The sequence below is a fragment of the Nonomuraea soli genome, from assembly GCF_013761175.1.
In the GTDB taxonomy this organism is placed as follows: domain Bacteria; phylum Actinomycetota; class Actinomycetes; order Streptosporangiales; family Streptosporangiaceae; genus Nonomuraea; species Nonomuraea soli.
Genome location: NZ_JACDUR010000008.1, coordinates 1 through 17576 on the forward strand (window position 1 = coordinate 1; position 17576 = coordinate 17576).

The 17576-nt window shown below is 70.2% G+C and carries 19 protein-coding genes; 10 read left to right on the forward strand and 9 right to left on the reverse strand.

What is annotated here, in order from left to right; translation table 11 throughout:
• Positions 1-184: 184 nt before the first annotated feature.
• Together HNR30_RS36215 and HNR30_RS36220 are read right to left on the reverse strand one after the other, a co-directional pair.
• Positions 185-913 (reverse strand): SAM-dependent methyltransferase, encoded by a 729-nt coding sequence (locus tag HNR30_RS36215; RefSeq protein WP_181614669.1) that lies wholly within the window; start codon positions 911-913, stop codon positions 185-187.
• On the reverse strand, positions 894-1604 hold the full coding sequence (locus tag HNR30_RS36220) for a winged helix-turn-helix transcriptional regulator (RefSeq protein ID WP_181614670.1): 711 nt from the start codon (positions 1602-1604) through the stop codon (positions 894-896). Before HNR30_RS36220 ends, HNR30_RS36215 begins: the two co-directional genes overlap by 20 nt.
• A 76-nt stretch (positions 1605-1680) precedes the next feature.
• Between HNR30_RS36220 and HNR30_RS36225 the strand changes: the two genes are divergently transcribed.
• On the forward strand, positions 1681-2649 hold the full coding sequence (locus HNR30_RS36225; RefSeq protein ID WP_181614671.1) for a class I SAM-dependent methyltransferase: 969 nt from the start codon (positions 1681-1683) through the stop codon (positions 2647-2649).
• A 23-nt stretch (positions 2650-2672) separates the two neighbouring features.
• On the opposite strand, the gene HNR30_RS36230 is transcribed toward HNR30_RS36225, so the two are convergent.
• A complete protein-coding gene (locus tag HNR30_RS36230) occupies positions 2673-4319 on the reverse strand; it encodes a hypothetical protein (RefSeq protein ID WP_181615244.1) in 1647 nt (548 codons plus the stop codon).
• On the opposite strand from HNR30_RS36230, the gene HNR30_RS36235 reads away from it, so the two are divergent.
• Entirely contained in the window at positions 4263-5564 is a 1302-nt protein-coding gene (locus HNR30_RS36235) for a hypothetical protein (RefSeq protein ID WP_220134425.1), read from the forward strand. The genes HNR30_RS36230 and HNR30_RS36235 overlap by 57 nt on opposite strands.
• A 121-nt stretch (positions 5565-5685) precedes the next feature.
• Here HNR30_RS36235 and HNR30_RS36240 read toward each other — a convergent pair whose 3' ends face one another.
• Positions 5686-6558, reverse strand: coding sequence for an MBL fold metallo-hydrolase (locus HNR30_RS36240; protein ID WP_246380031.1), 873 nt, complete (start codon positions 6556-6558; stop codon positions 5686-5688).
• Between the two features lie 163 nt (positions 6559-6721).
• Between HNR30_RS36240 and HNR30_RS36245 the strand changes: the two genes are divergently transcribed.
• Entirely contained in the window at positions 6722-7123 is a 402-nt protein-coding gene (locus tag HNR30_RS36245; protein ID WP_181614672.1) for a single-stranded DNA-binding protein, read from the forward strand.
• A gap of 60 nt (positions 7124-7183) precedes the next feature.
• Positions 7184-7699, forward strand: coding sequence for a MaoC family dehydratase (locus tag HNR30_RS36250; RefSeq protein ID WP_181614673.1), 516 nt, complete (start codon positions 7184-7186; stop codon positions 7697-7699).
• 558 nt (positions 7700-8257) lie between these two features.
• On the opposite strand, the gene HNR30_RS36255 is transcribed toward HNR30_RS36250, so the two are convergent.
• Positions 8258-9499, reverse strand: coding sequence for a DUF1015 family protein (locus HNR30_RS36255; RefSeq protein ID WP_246380012.1), 1242 nt, complete (start codon positions 9497-9499; stop codon positions 8258-8260).
• A gap of 51 nt (positions 9500-9550) precedes the next feature.
• Here HNR30_RS36255 and HNR30_RS36260 point away from each other — a divergent pair, with 51 nt between their 5' ends.
• Positions 9551-9943: a tetratricopeptide repeat protein gene (locus HNR30_RS36260; protein ID WP_181614675.1), complete on the forward strand. Its 393-nt coding sequence runs from the start codon at positions 9551-9553 to the stop codon at positions 9941-9943.
• Between the two features lie 426 nt (positions 9944-10369).
• Here HNR30_RS36260 and HNR30_RS36265 read toward each other — a convergent pair whose 3' ends face one another.
• On the reverse strand, positions 10370-10792 hold the full coding sequence (locus HNR30_RS36265; RefSeq protein WP_181614676.1) for a TipAS antibiotic-recognition domain-containing protein: 423 nt from the start codon (positions 10790-10792) through the stop codon (positions 10370-10372).
• A gap of 49 nt (positions 10793-10841) precedes the next feature.
• Here HNR30_RS36265 and HNR30_RS36270 point away from each other — a divergent pair, with 49 nt between their 5' ends.
• A complete protein-coding gene (locus HNR30_RS36270) occupies positions 10842-11834 on the forward strand; it encodes an HAD-IIA family hydrolase (protein WP_181614677.1) in 993 nt (330 codons plus the stop codon).
• A gap of 30 nt (positions 11835-11864) precedes the next feature.
• On the opposite strand, the gene HNR30_RS36275 is transcribed toward HNR30_RS36270, so the two are convergent.
• Genes HNR30_RS36275 through HNR30_RS36285 form a run of 3 tightly spaced genes read right to left on the reverse strand, consistent with a single transcriptional unit; the run spans position 11865 to position 13718 of the window.
• The gene (locus HNR30_RS36275; protein WP_181614678.1) at positions 11865-12620 is read right to left on the reverse strand and encodes an ABC transporter permease; all 756 of its coding nucleotides are present in this window, start codon (positions 12618-12620) and stop codon (positions 11865-11867) included.
• Entirely contained in the window at positions 12620-13345 is a 726-nt protein-coding gene (locus HNR30_RS36280) for an ABC transporter ATP-binding protein (protein WP_181614679.1), read from the reverse strand. Before HNR30_RS36280 ends, HNR30_RS36275 begins: the two co-directional genes overlap by 1 nt.
• A 34-nt stretch (positions 13346-13379) precedes the next feature.
• Positions 13380-13718 carry an SCP2 sterol-binding domain-containing protein gene (locus tag HNR30_RS36285; protein ID WP_181614680.1) on the reverse strand — a complete coding sequence of 113 codons (339 nt, stop codon included), beginning with the start codon at positions 13716-13718 and terminating at the stop codon, positions 13380-13382.
• Positions 13719-13822: 104 nt separating this feature from the next.
• Between HNR30_RS36285 and HNR30_RS49640 the strand changes: the two genes are divergently transcribed.
• From HNR30_RS49640 to recN, 4 genes are all read left to right on the forward strand, one after another.
• Positions 13823-13957, forward strand: coding sequence for a hypothetical protein (locus HNR30_RS49640; protein WP_281389923.1), 135 nt, complete (start codon positions 13823-13825; stop codon positions 13955-13957).
• 22 nt (positions 13958-13979) lie between these two features.
• Positions 13980-14792, forward strand: a complete 813-nt coding sequence (locus HNR30_RS36290) for a TlyA family RNA methyltransferase (RefSeq protein WP_181614681.1) — start codon at positions 13980-13982, stop codon at positions 14790-14792.
• A complete protein-coding gene (locus HNR30_RS36295; protein ID WP_246380013.1) occupies positions 14789-15721 on the forward strand; it encodes an NAD kinase in 933 nt (310 codons plus the stop codon). Before HNR30_RS36290 ends, HNR30_RS36295 begins: the two co-directional genes overlap by 4 nt.
• Before the next feature lie 81 nt (positions 15722-15802).
• Positions 15803-17506, forward strand: a complete 1704-nt coding sequence (gene recN, locus HNR30_RS36300) for a DNA repair protein RecN (RefSeq protein ID WP_181614682.1) — start codon at positions 15803-15805, stop codon at positions 17504-17506.
• Positions 17507-17576: the final 70 nt, after the last annotated feature.

Below are 17576 nucleotides of genomic sequence, written 5' to 3' on the forward strand. Positions count from 1 at the left end.
TAAGCTTCTCTGCGCCGATGGTACTGCACTCGCCAGGGTGTGGGAGAGTAGGTCGCCGCCGCACAAATATTGATCAGAAAGGCCCGCCCGGGGTGACTCGGTGCGGGCCTTTCTGCGTTTGCAGGAACACAGGAGACCCACCCGTGCACCGGGCCTCCTGGCGTTTACGTGGTCCCATCGACCCTCAGAGGGGCCGTGCGACGAAGACGCCCCATCCGAGGTGGTCCCGCTGCCACTCGAGATAGGGCCGGCGAGAGTTCGCCAGGAACTCCTTGACCTCCTCGATCTCCTCGTCGTCCGGGTTGTCGCGGATCCAGTCGCTGAGGGTCATCCACTGGCTGGCCACGTACCGATCCCAGCTGTCCTGGTCGGCCAGCACCATCTCGACGAGTTCGAGCCCGGCCGCCTCGAACCGTTCGGCGGTTCCCGCCAGCGAGGTGAACTCCGAGAACTCCTCGCCCTTGCCCTTCGGCGGAGGGCTGATCCAGTACGGCTCGCCGACGAGCACCAGGCCGGACTGCTTGAGCGGCTTGCGGATCAACTCCAAAGTCCCGGCGAGCCCACCGCCGATCCATGTCGCACCGATGCACGAGACGATGTCGAAGGAGTCCTCCTCCGCCTCGTAAGCGCCCGCGTCGCCGTACACGAAACTGACCTGGTCCTCGACACCCAGCTCCACCGCCCGCTTCCCGGCCGCCTCCAGGAAGACGCGGCTGATGTCGACGCCGACGCCCTGCAGGCCGTACTGAAGGGACCACGTGCTGAGCAGCTCACCCTTGCCGCATGCCAGGTCGAGCTGGCGGGTGCCGGGGGCTATGCGGCAGATCTCGCCGAGCAGGCGGAGTTTGTCCTCGGTGAACGGGTTGAGGATGCGGTGGCCGGCTTCGGCGATCTCATGGAAGCGGAGTGACATGGTAGCCATCGTGGCCCAAAGCGTCTGATTCGGGCGAATCCATTTCCGGACGCTCGACCGGCGCGAACTTGCTCAGCAGGAACCAGCGGGGCTCGAAGGAGCCGCTGACGCGCAGCTGGTCGCGTCGTCTGGCCTCCGCCCAGCTGACGTCGCCGCGCCAGACCGCGGTCATGATGGGCAGCGGCACCTCCAGCCGGGCGGCGACCTCGTAGCCGGGGTCGAAGTCGCACGTGTCCGCGCCGTCGCGGGTGAGCACCAGCCACCATTCGCGGCCCGCTCCCGGCAGGTCGCCGAAGACGACCTGGACCACCGTACGGCCGGTGGGCAGGGCGGTCAGGTCGACGCTGCGCCGGATGTCCCACATGAGCAGGTGAGGGTCGAGGTCGGGGTCGCCCAGATCGGGCATCCATCGTGTGCCCCAGGTGCCGAGCAGTTCGACGAGGGGCTGCAGCTCCTTGCCCGCGGGGGTGAGCAGGTAGCGACCGTCGGGGGTCTTGACCGCTATGCCGTACCTGACCAGATCTCTCAGGCGGCGGCTGAGCAGCGTCGGGGACATCTTGGGCACGCCCCGGCGGATCTCGTTGAATTGCTGGCTGCCGCACATCAGCTCGCGCAGGATCAGCAGCGTCCAGCGCTGATCGAGCAACTCGGCCGCCTTGGCGATGGGGCAGAACTGTCCGTAGCCCTTCATGCTCCATTTTGTGTACCAGTCGCGCTCCAGTTCCAGCACTATGCCGATATATCCCTGGACAGGGACCGTGGACTTCATGACAGCAGAGATTCTTCTCAACCACGTAGCCGGATACGTCGGACACCGGACGGTCTCCATGGGGCTGCGCACCGGCCTCATCGCCACCCTGGCCGAGGCGCCCGCCACCGCCGACAAACTGGCCGAGCAGCTCGGCTTCGACCCCTTCTACGTCGCCACCTGGTGCAGGGGCGCCTTCGCCGCCGGGGTCGTCACCCGTGAGGGCGACACCTACGCTCTCGACCCGCTCACCGCCGAGCTCCTGCTCGACCTCGACAGCCCCCGCTACGTCGGCGGCCTGTTCCCGCAGATGGAGCAGTACGAGTTCCTCACCCGTTTCGAGGAGGTCCTGGGCAGCGGCGAGCGGCTCTGGTGGGACGCGTGCCGTCCGGAGTTCATCGCGGGCGTCGCCAACACCGGCACGCCGTTCTACAACCGGCTCGTCCCCGACGGGCTCAACCGCATCCCCGGCCTCGCCGAGCGGCTTGAGGCGGGATGCAGGATCCTGGAGACCGCATGCGGTGCGGGTCGCGGTCTCGTACGGCTCGCACGGGCCTTCCCCGCCTGCTCGCTCACCGGCGTCGACGGAGACGCGTACTCGATCTCGCAGATCCGTGACGTCGACGCCACCCTCGTCGTGTCGCCGCTCGAGGAGATGAGCTTCGCCGAGCCGTACACGCTCGTGCTCAACAACATCTCCATGCACGAGTGCCGTGACATCGACGAGGTCGCCAAGCGGGTGTTCGCCGCGCTGGAGCCGGGCGGATGGTTCGTCATCTCCGACTTCCCCTTCCCTTCGACCGACGAGGGACTCAAGAGCGTGCCGGGCCGCATCATGTCCGGCGTGCAGTATTTCGAGGCGCAGATCGACGACCAGCTGCTGCCTCGCGAGCGGTACGACGACCTTCTGGCCAGGCACGGGTTCGTGGAACTCGGGTGGTTCCAGCTGTCCCCCGTACATGCCGTCACCTACGGGCGACGCCCTTGAGTCACGTGGGCATCACAGCCTTGCTAGGCTGGTGAGACCGGGCCACCCCACCACGGGTGGCCTTCGTCGCGTAAAGCGTCAGCCACGTGAATGGACCAGAAGTGAACAGAGACAACGGATCGGACGACGACCGCCGGCGCGAAGACTCCCCTCGGTACGGGGAGCGGCGCTCCTATGGTGGTGACCGGGGACGGGACTCCAGCGGGGGCCGTCCGTTCCGTTCTGGCGACCGGCCGCGCGAGGAGCGCGGCGGGCGTCCAGAGGGCGGCTACCAGCGGCGGGACGACCGCGGCGGCTACCGCGGTTCCCGCGACGACCGCGGCCCGCGCCGCGAGGACGGCCCGCGTGAAGGTGGCCCCCGCGAGGGCGGCTACCGCGGGCGTGACGACCGCGGGCCTCGTGAAGGGTCTCGTGAGGGCGGCGGCGGCCGTCCGGGCGGTTACCGTGACAACCCCGGCTACCGTGATGACCGCGGCCCCCGTCGTGAAGGCGGCGGCTACCGTGACCGCGACGATCGTGGTCCGCGTCGTGAGGGTGGCGGCTTCCGTGACAACCCCGGCTATCGCGGGTCCCGCGATGACCGCGGACCGCGTCGCGAGGGTGGCTACCGCGACCGCGACGACCGCGCGCCGCGTGAGGGCGGTGCCCGTGAGGGCGGCTTCCGTGACAATCCCGGCTATCGTGGCGGCCCCCGTCGTGAGGGCGGGTTCCGTGACGATCGTGGCCCTCGTCGTGAGGGCGGCGGTTTCCGCGACGGCGCTGGTGATCGTGGTCCTCGTCGTGAGGGCGGCTACCGCGACAACCCCCGCTTCGGTGACGACCGTGGTCCGCGTCGTGAAGGTGGCGGTTTCCGTGACGATCGTGGTCCGCGTCGTGAGGGCGGCGGTTACCGCGACAACCCCGGTAACCGTGACGACCGTGGCCCTCGTCGTGAGGGCGGTTTCCGCGATGACCGTGGCCCTCGTCGTGAAGGCGGCGGCTTCCGCGACAGCGCTGGTGACCGTGGTCCCCGTCGTGAGGGCGGGTTCCGTGACGATCGTGGCCCTCGTCGTGAGGGTGGCGGTTTCCGCGACAGTGCCGGTGATCGTGGTCCTCGTCGTGAGGGCGGCTACCGCGACAACCCCCGCTTCGGTGACGACCGTGGTCCGCGTCGTGAAGGTGGCGGTTTCCGTGACGATCGTGGTCCGCGCCGTGAGGGCGGCGGTTACCGCGACAACCCCGGCAACCGTGACGACCGCGGCCCCCGTCGCGAGGGCGGCTTCCGTGACGATCGCGGTCCGCGTCGCGAGGGCGGCGGCTACCGCGACAGCGCCGGTGACCGTGGTCCCCGTCGTGAGGGCGGTTTCCGCGACGATCGTGGCCCCCGTCGCGAGGGCGGTTTCCGCGATGACCGTGGTCCGCGTCGTGAAGGCGGCGGCTTCCGCGATGACCGTGGTCCCCGCCGCGAAGGTGGCGGTTACGGTGGCGACCGTCGCCCCTTCACCCGCGACCGTGACGGCGGCCAGCCCGGAGCCCGCGCCCGCTTCGGCAGGCCCGACCGTGAGGACGCGCCCCAGCGCGAGCGCCTCCCCGAGGTCGCACCCGACATCACCACCGAAGACCTCGACCGCGACGTGCGCGACGAGCTCCGTTCCCTGCCCGGTGACCTGGCCGACCTCGTCGGCCGCCACCTGGTCGCCGCCGAGCGCGCACTCGCGGACGACGACCCGGAGAAGGCTCACGAGCACGTCAAGGTCGCCCGCAGGTTCGCCGCCAGACTCGGCGTGGTCCGCGAGGCGGCGGGAATCGTCGCCTACCGCGCCGGCCACTACGCAGAGGCGCTCAGCGATCTTCGCGCGGCTCGACGCCTGACCGGCTCCGACGCGTACCTGCCCGTGATGGCCGACTGCGAGCGCGGTCTCGGCCGTCCCGAGCGTGCGCTCGACCTGGTCAAGTCCCGCGAGGCCGAGCGCCTCGACCGTGCGGGCCACATCGAACTGGCCATCGTCGAGTCCGGCGCCCGCCGCGACCTCGGCCAGCACGACGCGGCGGTCATCACCCTGCAGCGCCTCCCCGAACTGCGCGACCCCCAGCCGCGTCCCTGGTCGGCCCGCCTGGCCTACGCCTACGCGGACGCCCTCGCCGAGGCCGGCCACCAGCAGGCGGCCGTCGACTGGTTCGCCCGCGCGGCGGCCTTCGACGAAGACGGCGAGACCGACGCCGCCGACCGCCACGCCGAGCTGACGGGCGCGTTCATCGAGGACATCGAAGAGGACTTCGACGAGGACCTGGATGAGGACGCCGACGTCGACCTCGGCGACGTGCTCGCGTCCGACGCGACGGAGGACGACGAGGACGAAGACGACGACGAGGAGCGAGACGTCGAGGAGATCGACGACCGGTACGACGACCAGGACGACCAGGGCGAGGACCAGGACGACCGGTATGACGACGACCGGGACGACGACCGCGACGAAGACGACCAGGACGAAGACGAGCGAGACGTCGAGGACGCCCTAGACGGCGACGACGACCGCGAAACCGGCGAACTGGACGAGGACCTCGACGACGAGTACGACGCATACGACGACTCGGACGAGGACGACTCGGACGACGACGAGCGAGACGAGGACTTCGACGACTCCGACGAGGACGACGACGCCGCTGACGAGGACGAGGACGAGGACAAGTCGGACGAAGCGTCCGTTGAGGCCGACGCCCCCGTCGACGACGACCGAGACATCTCCGTCGACGCGGAGCAGTCCAAGGTCAAGCCCTCGAAGGCCCTCGACGGCGACATCGACGCCGAAGCCGACGAGCAGCGCAAGCGCGGCGTGACCCCCGCCTTCATCGAGCCCGTCTACGGCGACGTCCTCGACCAGCCCGCCGAGGACAAGGACAAGCAGCAGGACGAGGACAAGGGCGACCAGCACTGACCTCAGGCCCGCTCCGCCGTACAAGAGCGATCTCGTACGGCGGAGCGGGCACGTCACTAGCCCCCAACTCCCGCCAGCTACGGCGGAGCGGGCACAGTCACGAGCCCCCAGCTCCCGTCACCTACGGTGAGACCTTGCCCAGCCAGTGCATGATCCCCGCGACGTTCGACTCGGCCGGGCTGAGCAGTTCGAACCGCTCCGCGAGGTCGTCGGCCTTCAGTGCCGCGTAGCGCTCCCGGGTCCGATCACGAACCATCGCCACCGCGTGGTCGAGGTCCATGCCCTCCCCATGAGCCTGCCGGGTCAGATCAACCCAGACGTTGAGCTCCTCCGCCGACCGCTCCAGCACATCCTGGACTTCGTCGACCGGCCCGTAATGGCTGAACAGCAACCGCTGGGGCTGCAGGGCGCGGAAGAGCGAGATCGAGTCCAGCGCGGTCTGCAGGTCGAAGTCCGGTGGCGGCGTCGCCGGCCGTACATCGCCGGTTTCCGGGATGAACACCCCGGCCGCGTCCCCGACGTAAAGGTCGCCGGTGGCCGAGTCCACCAATCCCACGTGATGCTTGGCATGTCCCGGCGAGTAGTGGCTCGTCAGCTTCCTCCCGTTGCCGAGGTCGACGGAGCCGGTGTCGCCGAGGGCGACGATGCGTTCGGCCTCGGTGGGGGACATCTCGCCGAAGAGCGTGTCGAGCCGGTCACCCCAGACCATCCGGGCGCTGGCCATCAGGCGTCCAGGATCCACCAGATGCCTGGCGCCCTTCTCATGCACGACGACCTGGGCGTTCGGGAAGTATCCGGCGATGTCGCCGACCCCGCCCGCGTGGTCGAGGTGGATGTGCGTGACGACCACGGTGGCCAGGTCGCCGGGGCCGACCCCGAGGGAGGCGATGGCGTCGCGCACCGTCTGCGACGACGTCGCGGTCCCCGTCTCGACCAGGCATGGCCGATCGCTCATGATCAGATAGCCGGCGGTGATGCCCGAATAACCGGCCATCCTGGTGTCGATCTCGTATACGTCGCCGCCGAGGGCGGTGATGGTGTCGTCCACTGGCAACTCCCGACATGAACGGCTGTCCACAGAACGGCATTCGAGCCGCTCCGGCCTCCCCATCATCGTAAAGAGTGATCTCCGAATCCAACGCGACCGGGGAGGTCACATGGACCGCAACGAAGTGGTGCTGGTCGGACGTCTGTCAGCCGTGCCCGAGCAGAGATCGATGCCCAGCGGCGACACGCTCACCACCTGGAAGGTCATCGTCAAAAGGCGCCCAGGTCCTGGCCGCAGCCGCCGGCCCTGCGACATCGTCCCGTGCGTCACCTTCGACCCTGAGGTGGCCGACGCTCTCGCGGCCATCGAAGCCCGCACCATGATCGAGATGACCGGCTCGCTGCGCTCACGCATCTTCGGGCCCAACGGAGCCAAGGTCTGGCGCTACGAGGTCGAGGCCAAGACCGTGGCCCCCGTGGAGCCGTCCCTGTCAGAGCCATCCCCTGAGCCAACGGAGCCGGCGGAACCCTCCGCGCCGCGCAGCGTCTCCGACCTCGCCGGTGTGGCATGACGACCATTGACCGCGGAAACGTCAGATCATGAGCTTGGGCCCCCTGACAACGGAGGACGCATGACGGTGCACGAACCCGCCCTCGGCCGCTACTACGAGGATTTCCAGGTGGGAGATGTCTACCAGCATCCCCTCGGCCGCACGATCAGCGAAGCCGACAACACCTGGTTCACCCTGCTGACGATGAACACCAACCAGAACCACTTCAACGCGCACTTCGCGGAGAAGGCTCCGGTAGGCAAGATCATCGTCAACTCGGGTCTCACCGTAGCCATCGTCCTGGGGCTGTCCGTCATCGACGTGAGCCAGACCGCGCTGATGAACCTGGGCTGGGACAACATCCGGCTGACCCACCCGGTGTTCATCGGCGACACGTTGTACGCGGAGTCGCTGGTGACGGAGAAACGGGAGTCCCGGTCGCGGCCTTACGCGGGGATCGTCACGTGCCGGACCCGAGGGCTCAACCAGGACGGGGACGAGCTCCTCTCGTGGACGCGCACCGTAATGGTCTACAAGCGGTCGGCGCCGCATGACAAGGGCTACTTCCCGGCGGCGAAAAACGGGCCAATGACTTAACCGCGCCCTGCCTGCGCGGCACCCGGCCGGGCAACTGCGTGCGGTGGCCGGCCCGGCCCCGGCACGCCATTGGACGGGTCGGCACCTGCATGCCATTGGCCGGCCCGGCCGCGGCATGCGCGAGGGTTGGCCGGGCTGGGTGTGCGCGGTGATCAGCTGAGCTGGGGTGTGCGAGGCGGCCCGTCCGGCCTCGGCGTGCGGTGGTCGGTCAGGGTGCGGCGTGCGCGGTGAACGGTCGGCTGAGGCATGGGTGGCGGCCCGTCCGGCCAACGGCTTGCGGGGCGGGCGGTGCGGCCAACGGCATGTGCAGCGGCCGGTACGGACTGATCGGGCGGTACGAGCAGGTCGCCCGGCAATCGGGCGAGGAGTCAGGTCGTACGCCCACGGGCAGGAGGCGGCGCTTCCTCTGCCCCTGAGACGTGATCAAGACCAGCAGCTGAGGCAAGACGGCCCTGGGGCGCGTCCGACGTCGGCGCCGCCTCAATCCGGGGCAGCAGCGCTGGGATCAGTAAGTCGGCAGCAGCGCTGGCGTCAGCCAATCCGTCAGCAATGCTGGCGTCAGTCGATGTCGAAGGTCCTGAGCACCAGGCCCGTCCGAGGCTTGGGACCGAAGGAGGTGGACTTGCGAGGCACCCGTTCCCCCTCTGCCGCCACGGCGAGCACATCGCCGACCGCCAAGGCGCGCAGAATCACCGCCGTGCCCTGCGTCTCCACGGCCAGCCGTACGGCGGCCGCGGCGTCGTGGTGCACGATCCGCACCGAATGCTCGTCGTCCTGCATCCCCCACACCTTCGGCAGCACGAACTCGGTCAGAACGGCCGTGTTGAGCGAGTTCCAGCGGTCCGAGTGCTCCGCGGGCATGGCGTGGGCGAGTTGCAGAGGGTCGGGGTCGGTCATGAGATGGAAGCCGTCCTCGCCGCCGAGGAGGAAGGAGGGTTCGGTCGCGTCGTCGAGGGCTTCGAGGGCGGCGGGGAGCGAATCGAAGTCGTGCACCTGCCATGAGCCCTTGGCGCGGGCGGCGGCCTCCGACAGGGGCAGCCCCGGGATGACGCGGTGGATGGCTTTGAGGTCGGGCGGGTAGGCGTCGGAGTCGACGAGGAGGGCGAGGCCGAAGTCCCAGGGGCCGTCACCGCGGCCGGCGGCGCGTTCGCGGCGCTGCAGTTCGCGGTAGGTGGCGTAACGATGGTGCCCGTCGGCGATGAGCGCCTGCTTGTCGTGGAGGTGGGCGTTGATGTTCGCGATGGCGCCGGGATCGGTGATGGCCCACAGGCGGTGCCGTACGCCGTCGGAGGTCTGCGTGTCGATGAGTGGTTCGTCCGTCATCGACAGGTCGGGGCCGCCGGAGTAGAGCAGGAAGATGGGCTCCAGGTTCGCCTGGGTGGTGCTCATGAGCGCGAGCCGGTCGGCGACGGGGCCCGGCATGACGTTCTCGTGGGGGAGCACGATGCCCTGCGACGGGTCGGCCAGGCAGACGTCGCCGATGAGGCCGCGCTGGAGCACGCCGGGGCCGCTCTGCTCGTAGACGTAGAGGCCGGGGGTGTCGTCGGGCACCAGGACTCCCTTGGCCAGCCATTCCTGGAGGGTGTCGCGCGCCTGGTCGTACCTGCGGTCGCTGCCGCTGGGCAGGATCAGGCGGACCACGTTGTCGGGGTGCAGGTCGAGCAGCTCGTCGACGTCGGAGTCGGAGATCAGATCGTAGGGTGGGGAGGTCACCTTGGCCGGGTCGTCCACGGCGAACCGGACTCCGCGGAACGGACGCAGCATGAGCCCATCGGGCACCGGCAGTTCGGGTGTCGCCATATCGGGCATGTTCCCACATAGCCGGTGGAAGTCGTGAGGAGGCCCCAGACCATGACCGATCCCGAGGGTGATGTTTACGACTGGTATCAGCGCGGGGTGCGGTTGCTGAGCGAAGGGAGCCCGGCGGCCGCGGCTGCTCTCCTGGAGCGCGCCGCACTGGCCGAGCCCGAGTCACGCAGCATTCGTGAGGCGCTGGCCAGGGCTCAGTTCAATTCGCGGCAGTACGCCCTGGCCGCCGAGAGCTTCAGGAGGATCGTCACGGCCAACCCGGCGGAGGACTACGCCTACTTCGGGCTCGGGCTGGCGTTGTGGCGGACGGGGGACATGGAGGGGGCTCAGGAGCCGCTGGCGATCGCCGTCGCCATGCGGCCCGACGAGCGTCACTACGCCCAGGCGCTGCGCAGCGTCCGGGCCACCTTGCAGGCTCGTCGGCGGAGCGCCTGACGGGAGGCTCTGTCGTCGGGTTGACCCGGTGCGCGGGGGCGCCGGGCGGGGCTTTGGAAGGTCCGTGGGCGGCACGTGCGGGCGGGCGGGGGCCACGAAGCGGGCCGGGCAGGCGAAGCGGGCGGAGGCAACGCAACGGGCGGGGGAGACGAGGGGTGAGAAGGCCGGGGCGAGCCGCCTCAGGCAGTGGTCTCAGGCGATGGCTTCGGGTGGTGACCTGCGGGGCCGACCTGCGGGGCCGACCTGCGGGGCCGACCTGCGGGGGCGACCTGCGGTGGTGACCTGCGGTGGTGACCTGCGCGGCTGACCTGCGGTGGTGACCTGCGGGGTGCCCCTCAGAATCGGTGGTCTCGGCGGTGGCCTTGGGCGCCGGTCTCGGGCGCCGCCCTCGGGCGGTGGCCCGGAGGCGGGCCCGAGGTGGTGATCTCAGGCGGTGGCGCGGTTGGCGTTGGCCAGGATGGCGTCTCGCATGAAGACGGCCAGCCCCGGCTCCGTGCGGTCGATGTTGGCCGTGAAGCGGGGATCCGCCACGTACATCTCCCCAAGCCCCCGATGGATCTCGTACGTGCAGTCGTAGCACCACCGGGTCAGCAGCTGCCGGTGCTCCTCCGCCAGCTCCATGGCCGTGTCGCCCGTCGCGGGTGCGCCCGAGCGCAGCAGGTCCGCCATGCGGTTCGACAGGTCGCCGAAGGCCGCCATGAACTGCTGCCAGTCCTGCTTGCCGAAGGACGACATGCGACGTTGGGACTGCTCCCAGGCGTCCGTGCCGCCCCACCGCTGCTCGGCCTCCGCGGCGTAGTCGCCGGGGTTGAAATCGCCGAACAGTTCGACGCGTTCCTCAGGTGTCATGACCACGACGCTAGAGTCTCACGCAGCGTGAGAGTCAAACGGAGGCCCTGTGCTGATCGACGGCTACGACACCCTGCTGCTCGACCTCGACGGGGTCGTCTATCTGGGGCCGCAGGCGGTGGAGGGGGCTCCTGAGGCGCTGCAGCGGGCGCAGAAGACGACGAAGCTCGCCTACGTCACCAACAACGCCTCCCGCACGCCCGCCGCCATCGCCCAGCATCTGCGGGATCTGGGTGCTCCGGCGGAGGCGGGAGATGTGGTGACGTCGGCTCAGGCGGCGGCGCGGCTCATCGCGGAGCGGGTGCCCGCAGGGGCGAAGGTGCTGGTGGTCGGTGGGACCGGGCTGCGGCAGGCGCTCAGGGAGCGCGGGCTGCGGCCGGTGAGCACGGCTGCCGAGCGTCCGGCGGCGGTGGTGCAGGGGATCGCGCCGGGGATCTCGTACGGGTTGCTGTCCGAGGGGACGCTGGCGGTGCGGCAGGGCGCGTTGTTCGTGGCGTCCAACGGGGATTCGACGATGCCGACGGCCCGGGGGGAGCTGCCGGGCAACGGGGCGATGGTGCGGGTGATCGCGGCGGCCACGGGGGTGGAGCCCGTCTACGCGGGCAAGCCTCAGCCGCCGCTGCATCGGGAGTCGATCATCCGGACGGGGGCGGAGCGTCCGCTGGTCGTGGGGGATCGGCTCGACACCGACATCGAGGGGGCGACGGGGGCGGGGGTCGACAGCCTGCTGGTGCTGACCGGGGTGGCGGCTCCGGTCGACGTGCTGACCGCCGTGCCCCGGCATCGGCCCACCTACATCGGGCGCGATTTGTCGGCTTTGCAGGCGCCGTACTCAGAGGGCGACGACGGCGGGTGGCGGGCCGAGTGGCGCGAGGGGCGGCTGCACCTGGAAGGGGAGGGCGACGGGATCGTGGGGCTCCGGGTGGCGGCCAGGGCCGCCTGGGAGCGCGACAACACCGACGCCGCCGCTGTGGCGCCGGCGTTGGAGCGGCTCGACCAGGCGCTGAACGGAGCGGAGCGGGGCGGCAGAGCTACGGCGTAGCCGCGGGAGCAGTAAACGGGCGGCCAAGCGCTACGCCACCCGCTGCCCCGTCTGCCGCGCGAACTGCCACACCCCCACCCCCAGCAGCGCGCCGGAGGCCACCCCCAGCACCCCCAGCGCCACCGGCACCCCTCCGCCCCACCCCTCCATCACCAGCAACCGCATCGCCTCGATCGCGTACGTGAGCGGGTTGGCCCGCGCGATCGGCTCCATCCACGCCGGCATGGAGTCCACCGGCACGAACGCGTTGCTCATGAACAACAGCGGCAGCGTCGCGAACCCCGTGATCGCGAAGAAGGTCCCGTGGGACGGCGCCGCGCAGGCCAGGGCCAGCGCGGCCGAGGTGATCGCGAGGGTGAGCAGCGCCGTGGTCACCAGGATCCCGATCACCCCCGGCACGCCGGTCGCCGGCCGTACGCCCAGGGGGAGGGCGATGAGCAGGATCACGATCACCTGCGCGGAGTTCATCCCCACCTGGAACACGAACCGCGACAGCAGGATGGACCCGCGCCTGATCGGCATGCTGAGCAGCTTGTCGAGATAGCCGGTCTCCTTGTCGAACAGCAGCGGCATCGCGGCCGTCACACTGTTGCCGACGACGGTGAAGGCGATGACGCCTGGCAGGGCGAAGGCGATGTAGTCGTCGATGACGACGGCCCCCGACAGTCCTCCGGCGAAGAAGACGAGCCAGACGGCGGGCTGCAGCACGCTGAAGAGCAGGTTCAGCCGCTCGCGGAAAAGGATGATCACCCAGCGCCTGGTCAGGGCGAGGACCTCCTGTGTCATCAGGACACCTCCCGTCCGGTGTGGGCGAGGAAGACGTCGTCGAGGGTGAGCACGCCTAGAGCCTCCTTGAGCTCGGCGGGTGTGCCGGTGGCGACGGTGCGGCCGTGGTCGATGATGGTGAGCCGGTCGCAGAGCCGGTCGGCCTCGTCCATGTAGTTGGTGGCCAGCAGGACGGCGACGCCGAGGGTGCGGATGTGCTCCCACACGTGGTGGCGTGACTGCACGTCGAGGCCGAGGGTGGGCTCGTCGAGGATGAGCAGTTCGGGCCGGTGCAGCAAGCCGCAGGCGAGTTCGAGGCGCTTCTGCATGCCGCCGGAGTACTCCTGGACGAGCTGGTCGGCGTGTTCGGTGAGCCCGACGAGGTCCAGGACCTCGGCGGCGCGTTCCTTCACCCGTCTGCGCGGCACGTGGTAGAGGGACGCCTCGATCTCGGCCTTCTCGCGGCCGGTGAGCAGGTAGTAGCCCATGGGGGAGACCTGCTGCATGACGTAGCCGATGCTCCGCCGTACGGCGTCGGGGTCGTCGCGGATGTCGTGGCCGCACACGCGGGCGGTGCCCGAGGAGGCGGGCAGGAGCGTGGCGAGCATGCGGATGGTGGTGGTCTTGCCCGCGCCGTTGGGGCCGAGCAGGCCGACGATCTCGCCGGGCGCGATGTGGAAGGTGAGGGCGTCGACGGCGGTGCGTTCGCCGAAGGTGCGGCCGAGTGCCTCGGTCTCAACGATCATTAAGACCTCCCGTAACAGTTAACGCAAAAGTTAACTATAGCAGGCGGCGCAGGCGCAACAGGTCCCCGAAGCTCGCGTCGATCTTGACCTTGCCGCCGAGCAGGGCACGGCCCATGTCCAGTTCGCCGTCGACCAGCCTGATGAGGTCGTCGCTGGCCATCGTCAGCTTGATGTCGGCCTTGGCGTCGTCCGGAGCGTCGAAGATCTCCAGCCGGCCCTCGCGCAGGCGGCCGTGGAAGGTCACATCGAGGTCCGGAATGCGGCAGCTGACCGTACGGTCCACGACATGCTTGGCGCGGTCCGCCTCGCCGATCTCGTCGAACTGCGCGACGAGCTTGACCAGAGCCTCGCGGCACTCCTCGACGCTTGCCATGTGGCGCATCCCTTCGCAGGTCGATATCCGAGAACGTATCCCGGTGTCGACAGTTTGAACGTGCGACAGACCGGGTCGAGTGCCGGGTGCGTTACGGTCGTCTCATGAGTGATGAGCGGGTCGATGCGGTCGTGCGCGGGCTCGACCGCGTGGCCGGGCTGCCGGTGGGGGAGCAAGTGGCGGTTTTCGAGCAGGCGTGCTCGGCCCTGGAGGAGGCCCTGGCCTCGGCGGAGGCATGATCACAGTGCTCGGAGCACGAGGGTGAGCCGCCGGGTCAGGCTCGACGCCGAGCTGGTCCGCAGGGGGCTGGCCAGGTCCAGGGAGCAGGCCGCCCAGCTCATCGAGGAGGGACGGGTCGCCGTCGGCGGCCAGGTCAAGACCAAGCCCGCCACGCAGGTCGGCACCGACGCGGCGGTCGTCGTCAGCACCGACGAGGGCCCCGACTACGTTTCGCGCGGAGCGCACAAGCTGCTCGGCGCGCTGGAGACCTTCAAGGCGCTGCGCGTCGAGGGCCGCCACTGCCTCGACGCCGGAGCCTCCACGGGCGGCTTCACCGACGTGCTGCTGCGCCACGGCGCCGCCCGCGTGCTCGCCGTCGACGTCGGCTACGGCCAGCTGGCCTGGAGCCTGCGCACCGACGAGCGCGTCACCGTCATGGAGCGGGTCAACGTGCGCGACCTGACGCCCGAGATGATCGGCGACGTCCCGCCGAGCCTGATCGTGGGCGACCTGTCGTTCATCTCGCTCAAACTCGTCCTGCCCGCCCTGTCACGGGTCGCCGCCGCTGACGCCGACTTCGTCATGCTGGTGAAGCCGCAGTTCGAGGTGGGCAAGGAGCGAGTGGGCGCCGGAGGCGTCGTGCGCGACCCCGAACTCCGGGCCGATGCCGTACGGCAGGCGGCCGCGGCGGCGCGGCAGCTGGGCTTGACGGTCCGCGGCGTCACCTACAGCCCGCTGCCCGGACCGTCGGGCAACGTCGAATACCTGCTGTGGCTGGGCAAGGGCCAGGGCGAACCACCGGTCGACGACATCGAGGCCGAACTGCTGCGAGCCGTGGCGGAAGGGCCCCAATGAAGCGAGGGATGCGCGTGCCGTACACCAGTGGCACCAGGATCGTCCTGGTCAGCGTGCACACCGGACGCGAGGCCGCCATCGACAGCGCGCGGCTGGTGATCGGCCGCCTGCTCGCTGCGGGCTTCGTGGTCAGGGTGCTCGACACCGAGGCCCGCGACGTCGGCTGCCCCGGCGTCGAGGTGGTGTGCTGCGAGCCGGAGGCCGCCAAGGACGCCGAGATGATGATCGTGCTCGGCGGCGACGGCTCGCTGCTGCGCTCGGCCGAGGTGGCCAGGCCCGCGGGCACCCCGCTGTTCGCCGTCAACCTCGGGCACGTCGGCTTCCTGGCCGAGGCCGAGGTGGAGAACCTCGAGGCGGCCGTCGACAGCCTGGTCGCCGGGCGCTACGACGTCGAGGAGCGCATGACCATCGACGTGGTGGCCAGGCAGAACGGCACGCTGATCGCCGACACCTGGGCGCTCAACGAGGCCACCGTGGAAAAGCGTGATCGCATGCTGGAGGTCGTCGCCGAGATCGACGGCCGCCCGCTGTCGCGCTGGGGCTGCGACGGGGTGATCTGCGCGACACCGACCGGCTCGACCGCCTACGCCTTCTCGGCCGGCGGCCCGGTCGTGTGGCCGGAGGTCGAGGCGCTGCTGATGGTGCCGATCAGCGCCCACGCGCTGTTCGCCAAGCCGCTGGTGGTCTCGCCGCGCTCGACCCTGGCGGTGGAGATCCTGCCCGACACGCCCGGCGGGGTGCTGTGGTGCGACGGGCGCCGCCGCTTCGACCTGCCCGCGGGCACCCGCGTTGAGGTGCGCAGATCCGACACGCCGGTACGGCTGGCGCGGATCCAGGGTTTGGAGCACACCGGAGCGCCCTTCACCGATCGGCTCGTCGCGAAATTCGAGCTTCCGGTGCAGGGATGGCGTGGCAGGGTGCGTCCCTGAGACCCTTGATGCGCGGTCAAGTGCGTCCTGGTGAGCGTAGGATCACATGCGCACAGGTGTTCGGAGCGACGGGAGTGTGCGGTGCGACCAAGGGTCGAGGAGGTCCGCATCCAGGGGCTCGGCGTCATCGACGAGGCCGTGCTCCAGCTATCGCCGGGCTTCAACGTGGTCACGGGCGAGACGGGCGCGGGCAAGACGATGGTCGTGACCGGCCTCGGGCTGCTGTTCGGCGGCCGGGCCGACCCCTCGCGCATCCGGCCGGGCGCCGATCGCGCGACGGTCGAGGGCACGCTCGTCATCGAGGCGGGCGGCCGGGTGGCCCAGCAGGTCGAGGACATCGGCGGTGAGGTCGAAGAGGGCGAGCTGATCATCTCACGGACGGTGAGTGCGGAAGGCCGTTCGCGCGCGTGGCTGGGCGGGCGCACCGTCCCGGTCGGCACGCTGACCTACCTCGCCGACGACCTGGTGGCCGTCCACGGCCAGATGGACCAGCAGCGCCTGCTCCAGGCCGCCAGGCAGCGCGCCGCCCTCGACCGCTACGCCGGCGAGGACCTGGTCAAGCCGCTGCGCGCCTACCGCCAGTCCTACAAGCGCCACAAGCAGGTCTCCGCGCTGCTGGAGGAGCTGACCGCCAAGGCGCGCGAGCGGGTCCAGGAGGCCGACCTGCTGCGCTTCAGCCTCGACGAGATCGAGAAGGCCGCCCCCAAGGCGGGCGAGGACGTGGAGCTGCGCGAAGAGGAGGAGCGCCTCTCGCACGCCGACACCCTGCGCACCGCCGCCACCACCGCCCATACCGCCCTGCTGGGCGACCCCATGTCCGACAGCGCCTTCGACGTGATCGCCCTGCTCGGGCAGGCGCGCTCGGCCATCGAGGGGGTGCGCGACTTCGACCCGTCGCTGGGCGGCGTCGCCGAGCGGCTGGCCGAGGCGGGCTATCTGATCTCCGACGTGGCCACCGACCTGGCCGCCTACGCCGAGTCCATCGAGGCCGATCCCGTACGGCTCAGCGTCGTGCAAGAACGCCGGGCCCTGCTCACCGGCCTGATCCGCAAGTACGCCGACTCCTCGGAGGGCGTGCTCGCCTGGGCCGAGCAGGCCGCCGCCCGCCTGACCGAGCTCGAAGGCGACGACGACCGCATCGACGACCTCCAGCGCGAATACACCGAGCTCACCGGCAAGCTGACCGAGCTGGCCTCCGATCTCACCCGCATCCGCCAGGGAGCCGCCGAGCGGTTCGGCGACGCCGTGACCGAGGAGCTGACCGCGCTGGCGATGCCGCACGCGCGGGTGGTGGTGCATCTCACACAGAGCGGCGAGTTCGGCCCCGAGGGCGTCGACGAGGTCGAGCTGCGCATGGCCGCGCATCCGGCGGCGCCCCCGCTGCCGCTGCACAAGGGCGCCTCGGGCGGTGAGCTGTCGCGCGTCATGCTGGCGATCGAGGTGGTGTTCGCCGGTGCCGACCCGGTGCCGACCTTCGTCTTCGACGAGGTCGACGCGGGTGTCGGCGGCAAGGCGGCGGTCGAGATCGGCCGCCGCCTGGCCCGGCTGGCCCGCACCGCCCAGGTGATCGTCGTCACCCACCTGCCCCAGGTGGCCGCCTTCGCCGACCAGCACCTGGTGGTCGAGAAGGCCTCCGACGGCAGCGTGGTGCGCAGCGGCGTCGTCGCGCTCGACCACGAGAACAGGGTGCGCGAACTGTCGCGCATGCTGGCGGGGTTGGAAGATTCCGAACTGGGCAGGGCGCACGCGGAGGAATTGCTCGCACTGGCCGCAGCCGACAGGTGATCCTGCGTGACGTAACGGACACGCCGCGCAGTGCATGGCCCCCGGACTGCTGGGCTCTGGCAGGATGGTC

Excerpts from the sequence above, each read along its gene's own strand:
- HNR30_RS36275 (WP_181614678.1), bottom strand. The coding sequence starts at position 12,620 with ATGACACAGGAGGTCCTCGCCCTGACCAGGCGCTGGGTGATCATCCTT.
- HNR30_RS36265 (WP_181614676.1), bottom strand. The coding sequence starts at position 10,792 with ATGACACCTGAGGAACGCGTCGAACTGTTCGGCGATTTCAACCCCGGC.
- HNR30_RS36285 (WP_181614680.1), bottom strand. The coding sequence starts at position 13,718 with ATGGCAAGCGTCGAGGAGTGCCGCGAGGCTCTGGTCAAGCTCGTCGCG.
- HNR30_RS36215 (WP_181614669.1), bottom strand. The coding sequence starts at position 913 with ATGTCACTCCGCTTCCATGAGATCGCCGAAGCCGGCCACCGCATCCTC.
- HNR30_RS36295 (WP_246380013.1), top strand. The coding sequence starts at position 14,789 with ATGAAGCGAGGGATGCGCGTGCCGTACACCAGTGGCACCAGGATCGTC.
- HNR30_RS36255 (WP_246380012.1), bottom strand. The coding sequence starts at position 9,499 with ATGGCGACACCCGAACTGCCGGTGCCCGATGGGCTCATGCTGCGTCCG.
- HNR30_RS36220 (WP_181614670.1), bottom strand. The coding sequence starts at position 1,604 with ATGAAGGGCTACGGACAGTTCTGCCCCATCGCCAAGGCGGCCGAGTTG.
- HNR30_RS49640 (WP_281389923.1), top strand. The coding sequence starts at position 13,823 with ATGAGTGATGAGCGGGTCGATGCGGTCGTGCGCGGGCTCGACCGCGTG.
- HNR30_RS36225 (WP_181614671.1), top strand. The coding sequence starts at position 1,681 with ATGACAGCAGAGATTCTTCTCAACCACGTAGCCGGATACGTCGGACAC.
- HNR30_RS36260 (WP_181614675.1), top strand. The coding sequence starts at position 9,551 with ATGACCGATCCCGAGGGTGATGTTTACGACTGGTATCAGCGCGGGGTG.
- HNR30_RS36245 (WP_181614672.1), top strand. The coding sequence starts at position 6,722 with ATGGACCGCAACGAAGTGGTGCTGGTCGGACGTCTGTCAGCCGTGCCC.
- HNR30_RS36240 (WP_246380031.1), bottom strand. The coding sequence starts at position 6,558 with ATGGCCGGTTATTCGGGCATCACCGCCGGCTATCTGATCATGAGCGAT.
- HNR30_RS36280 (WP_181614679.1), bottom strand. The coding sequence starts at position 13,345 with ATGATCGTTGAGACCGAGGCACTCGGCCGCACCTTCGGCGAACGCACC.
- HNR30_RS36250 (WP_181614673.1), top strand. The coding sequence starts at position 7,184 with ATGACGGTGCACGAACCCGCCCTCGGCCGCTACTACGAGGATTTCCAG.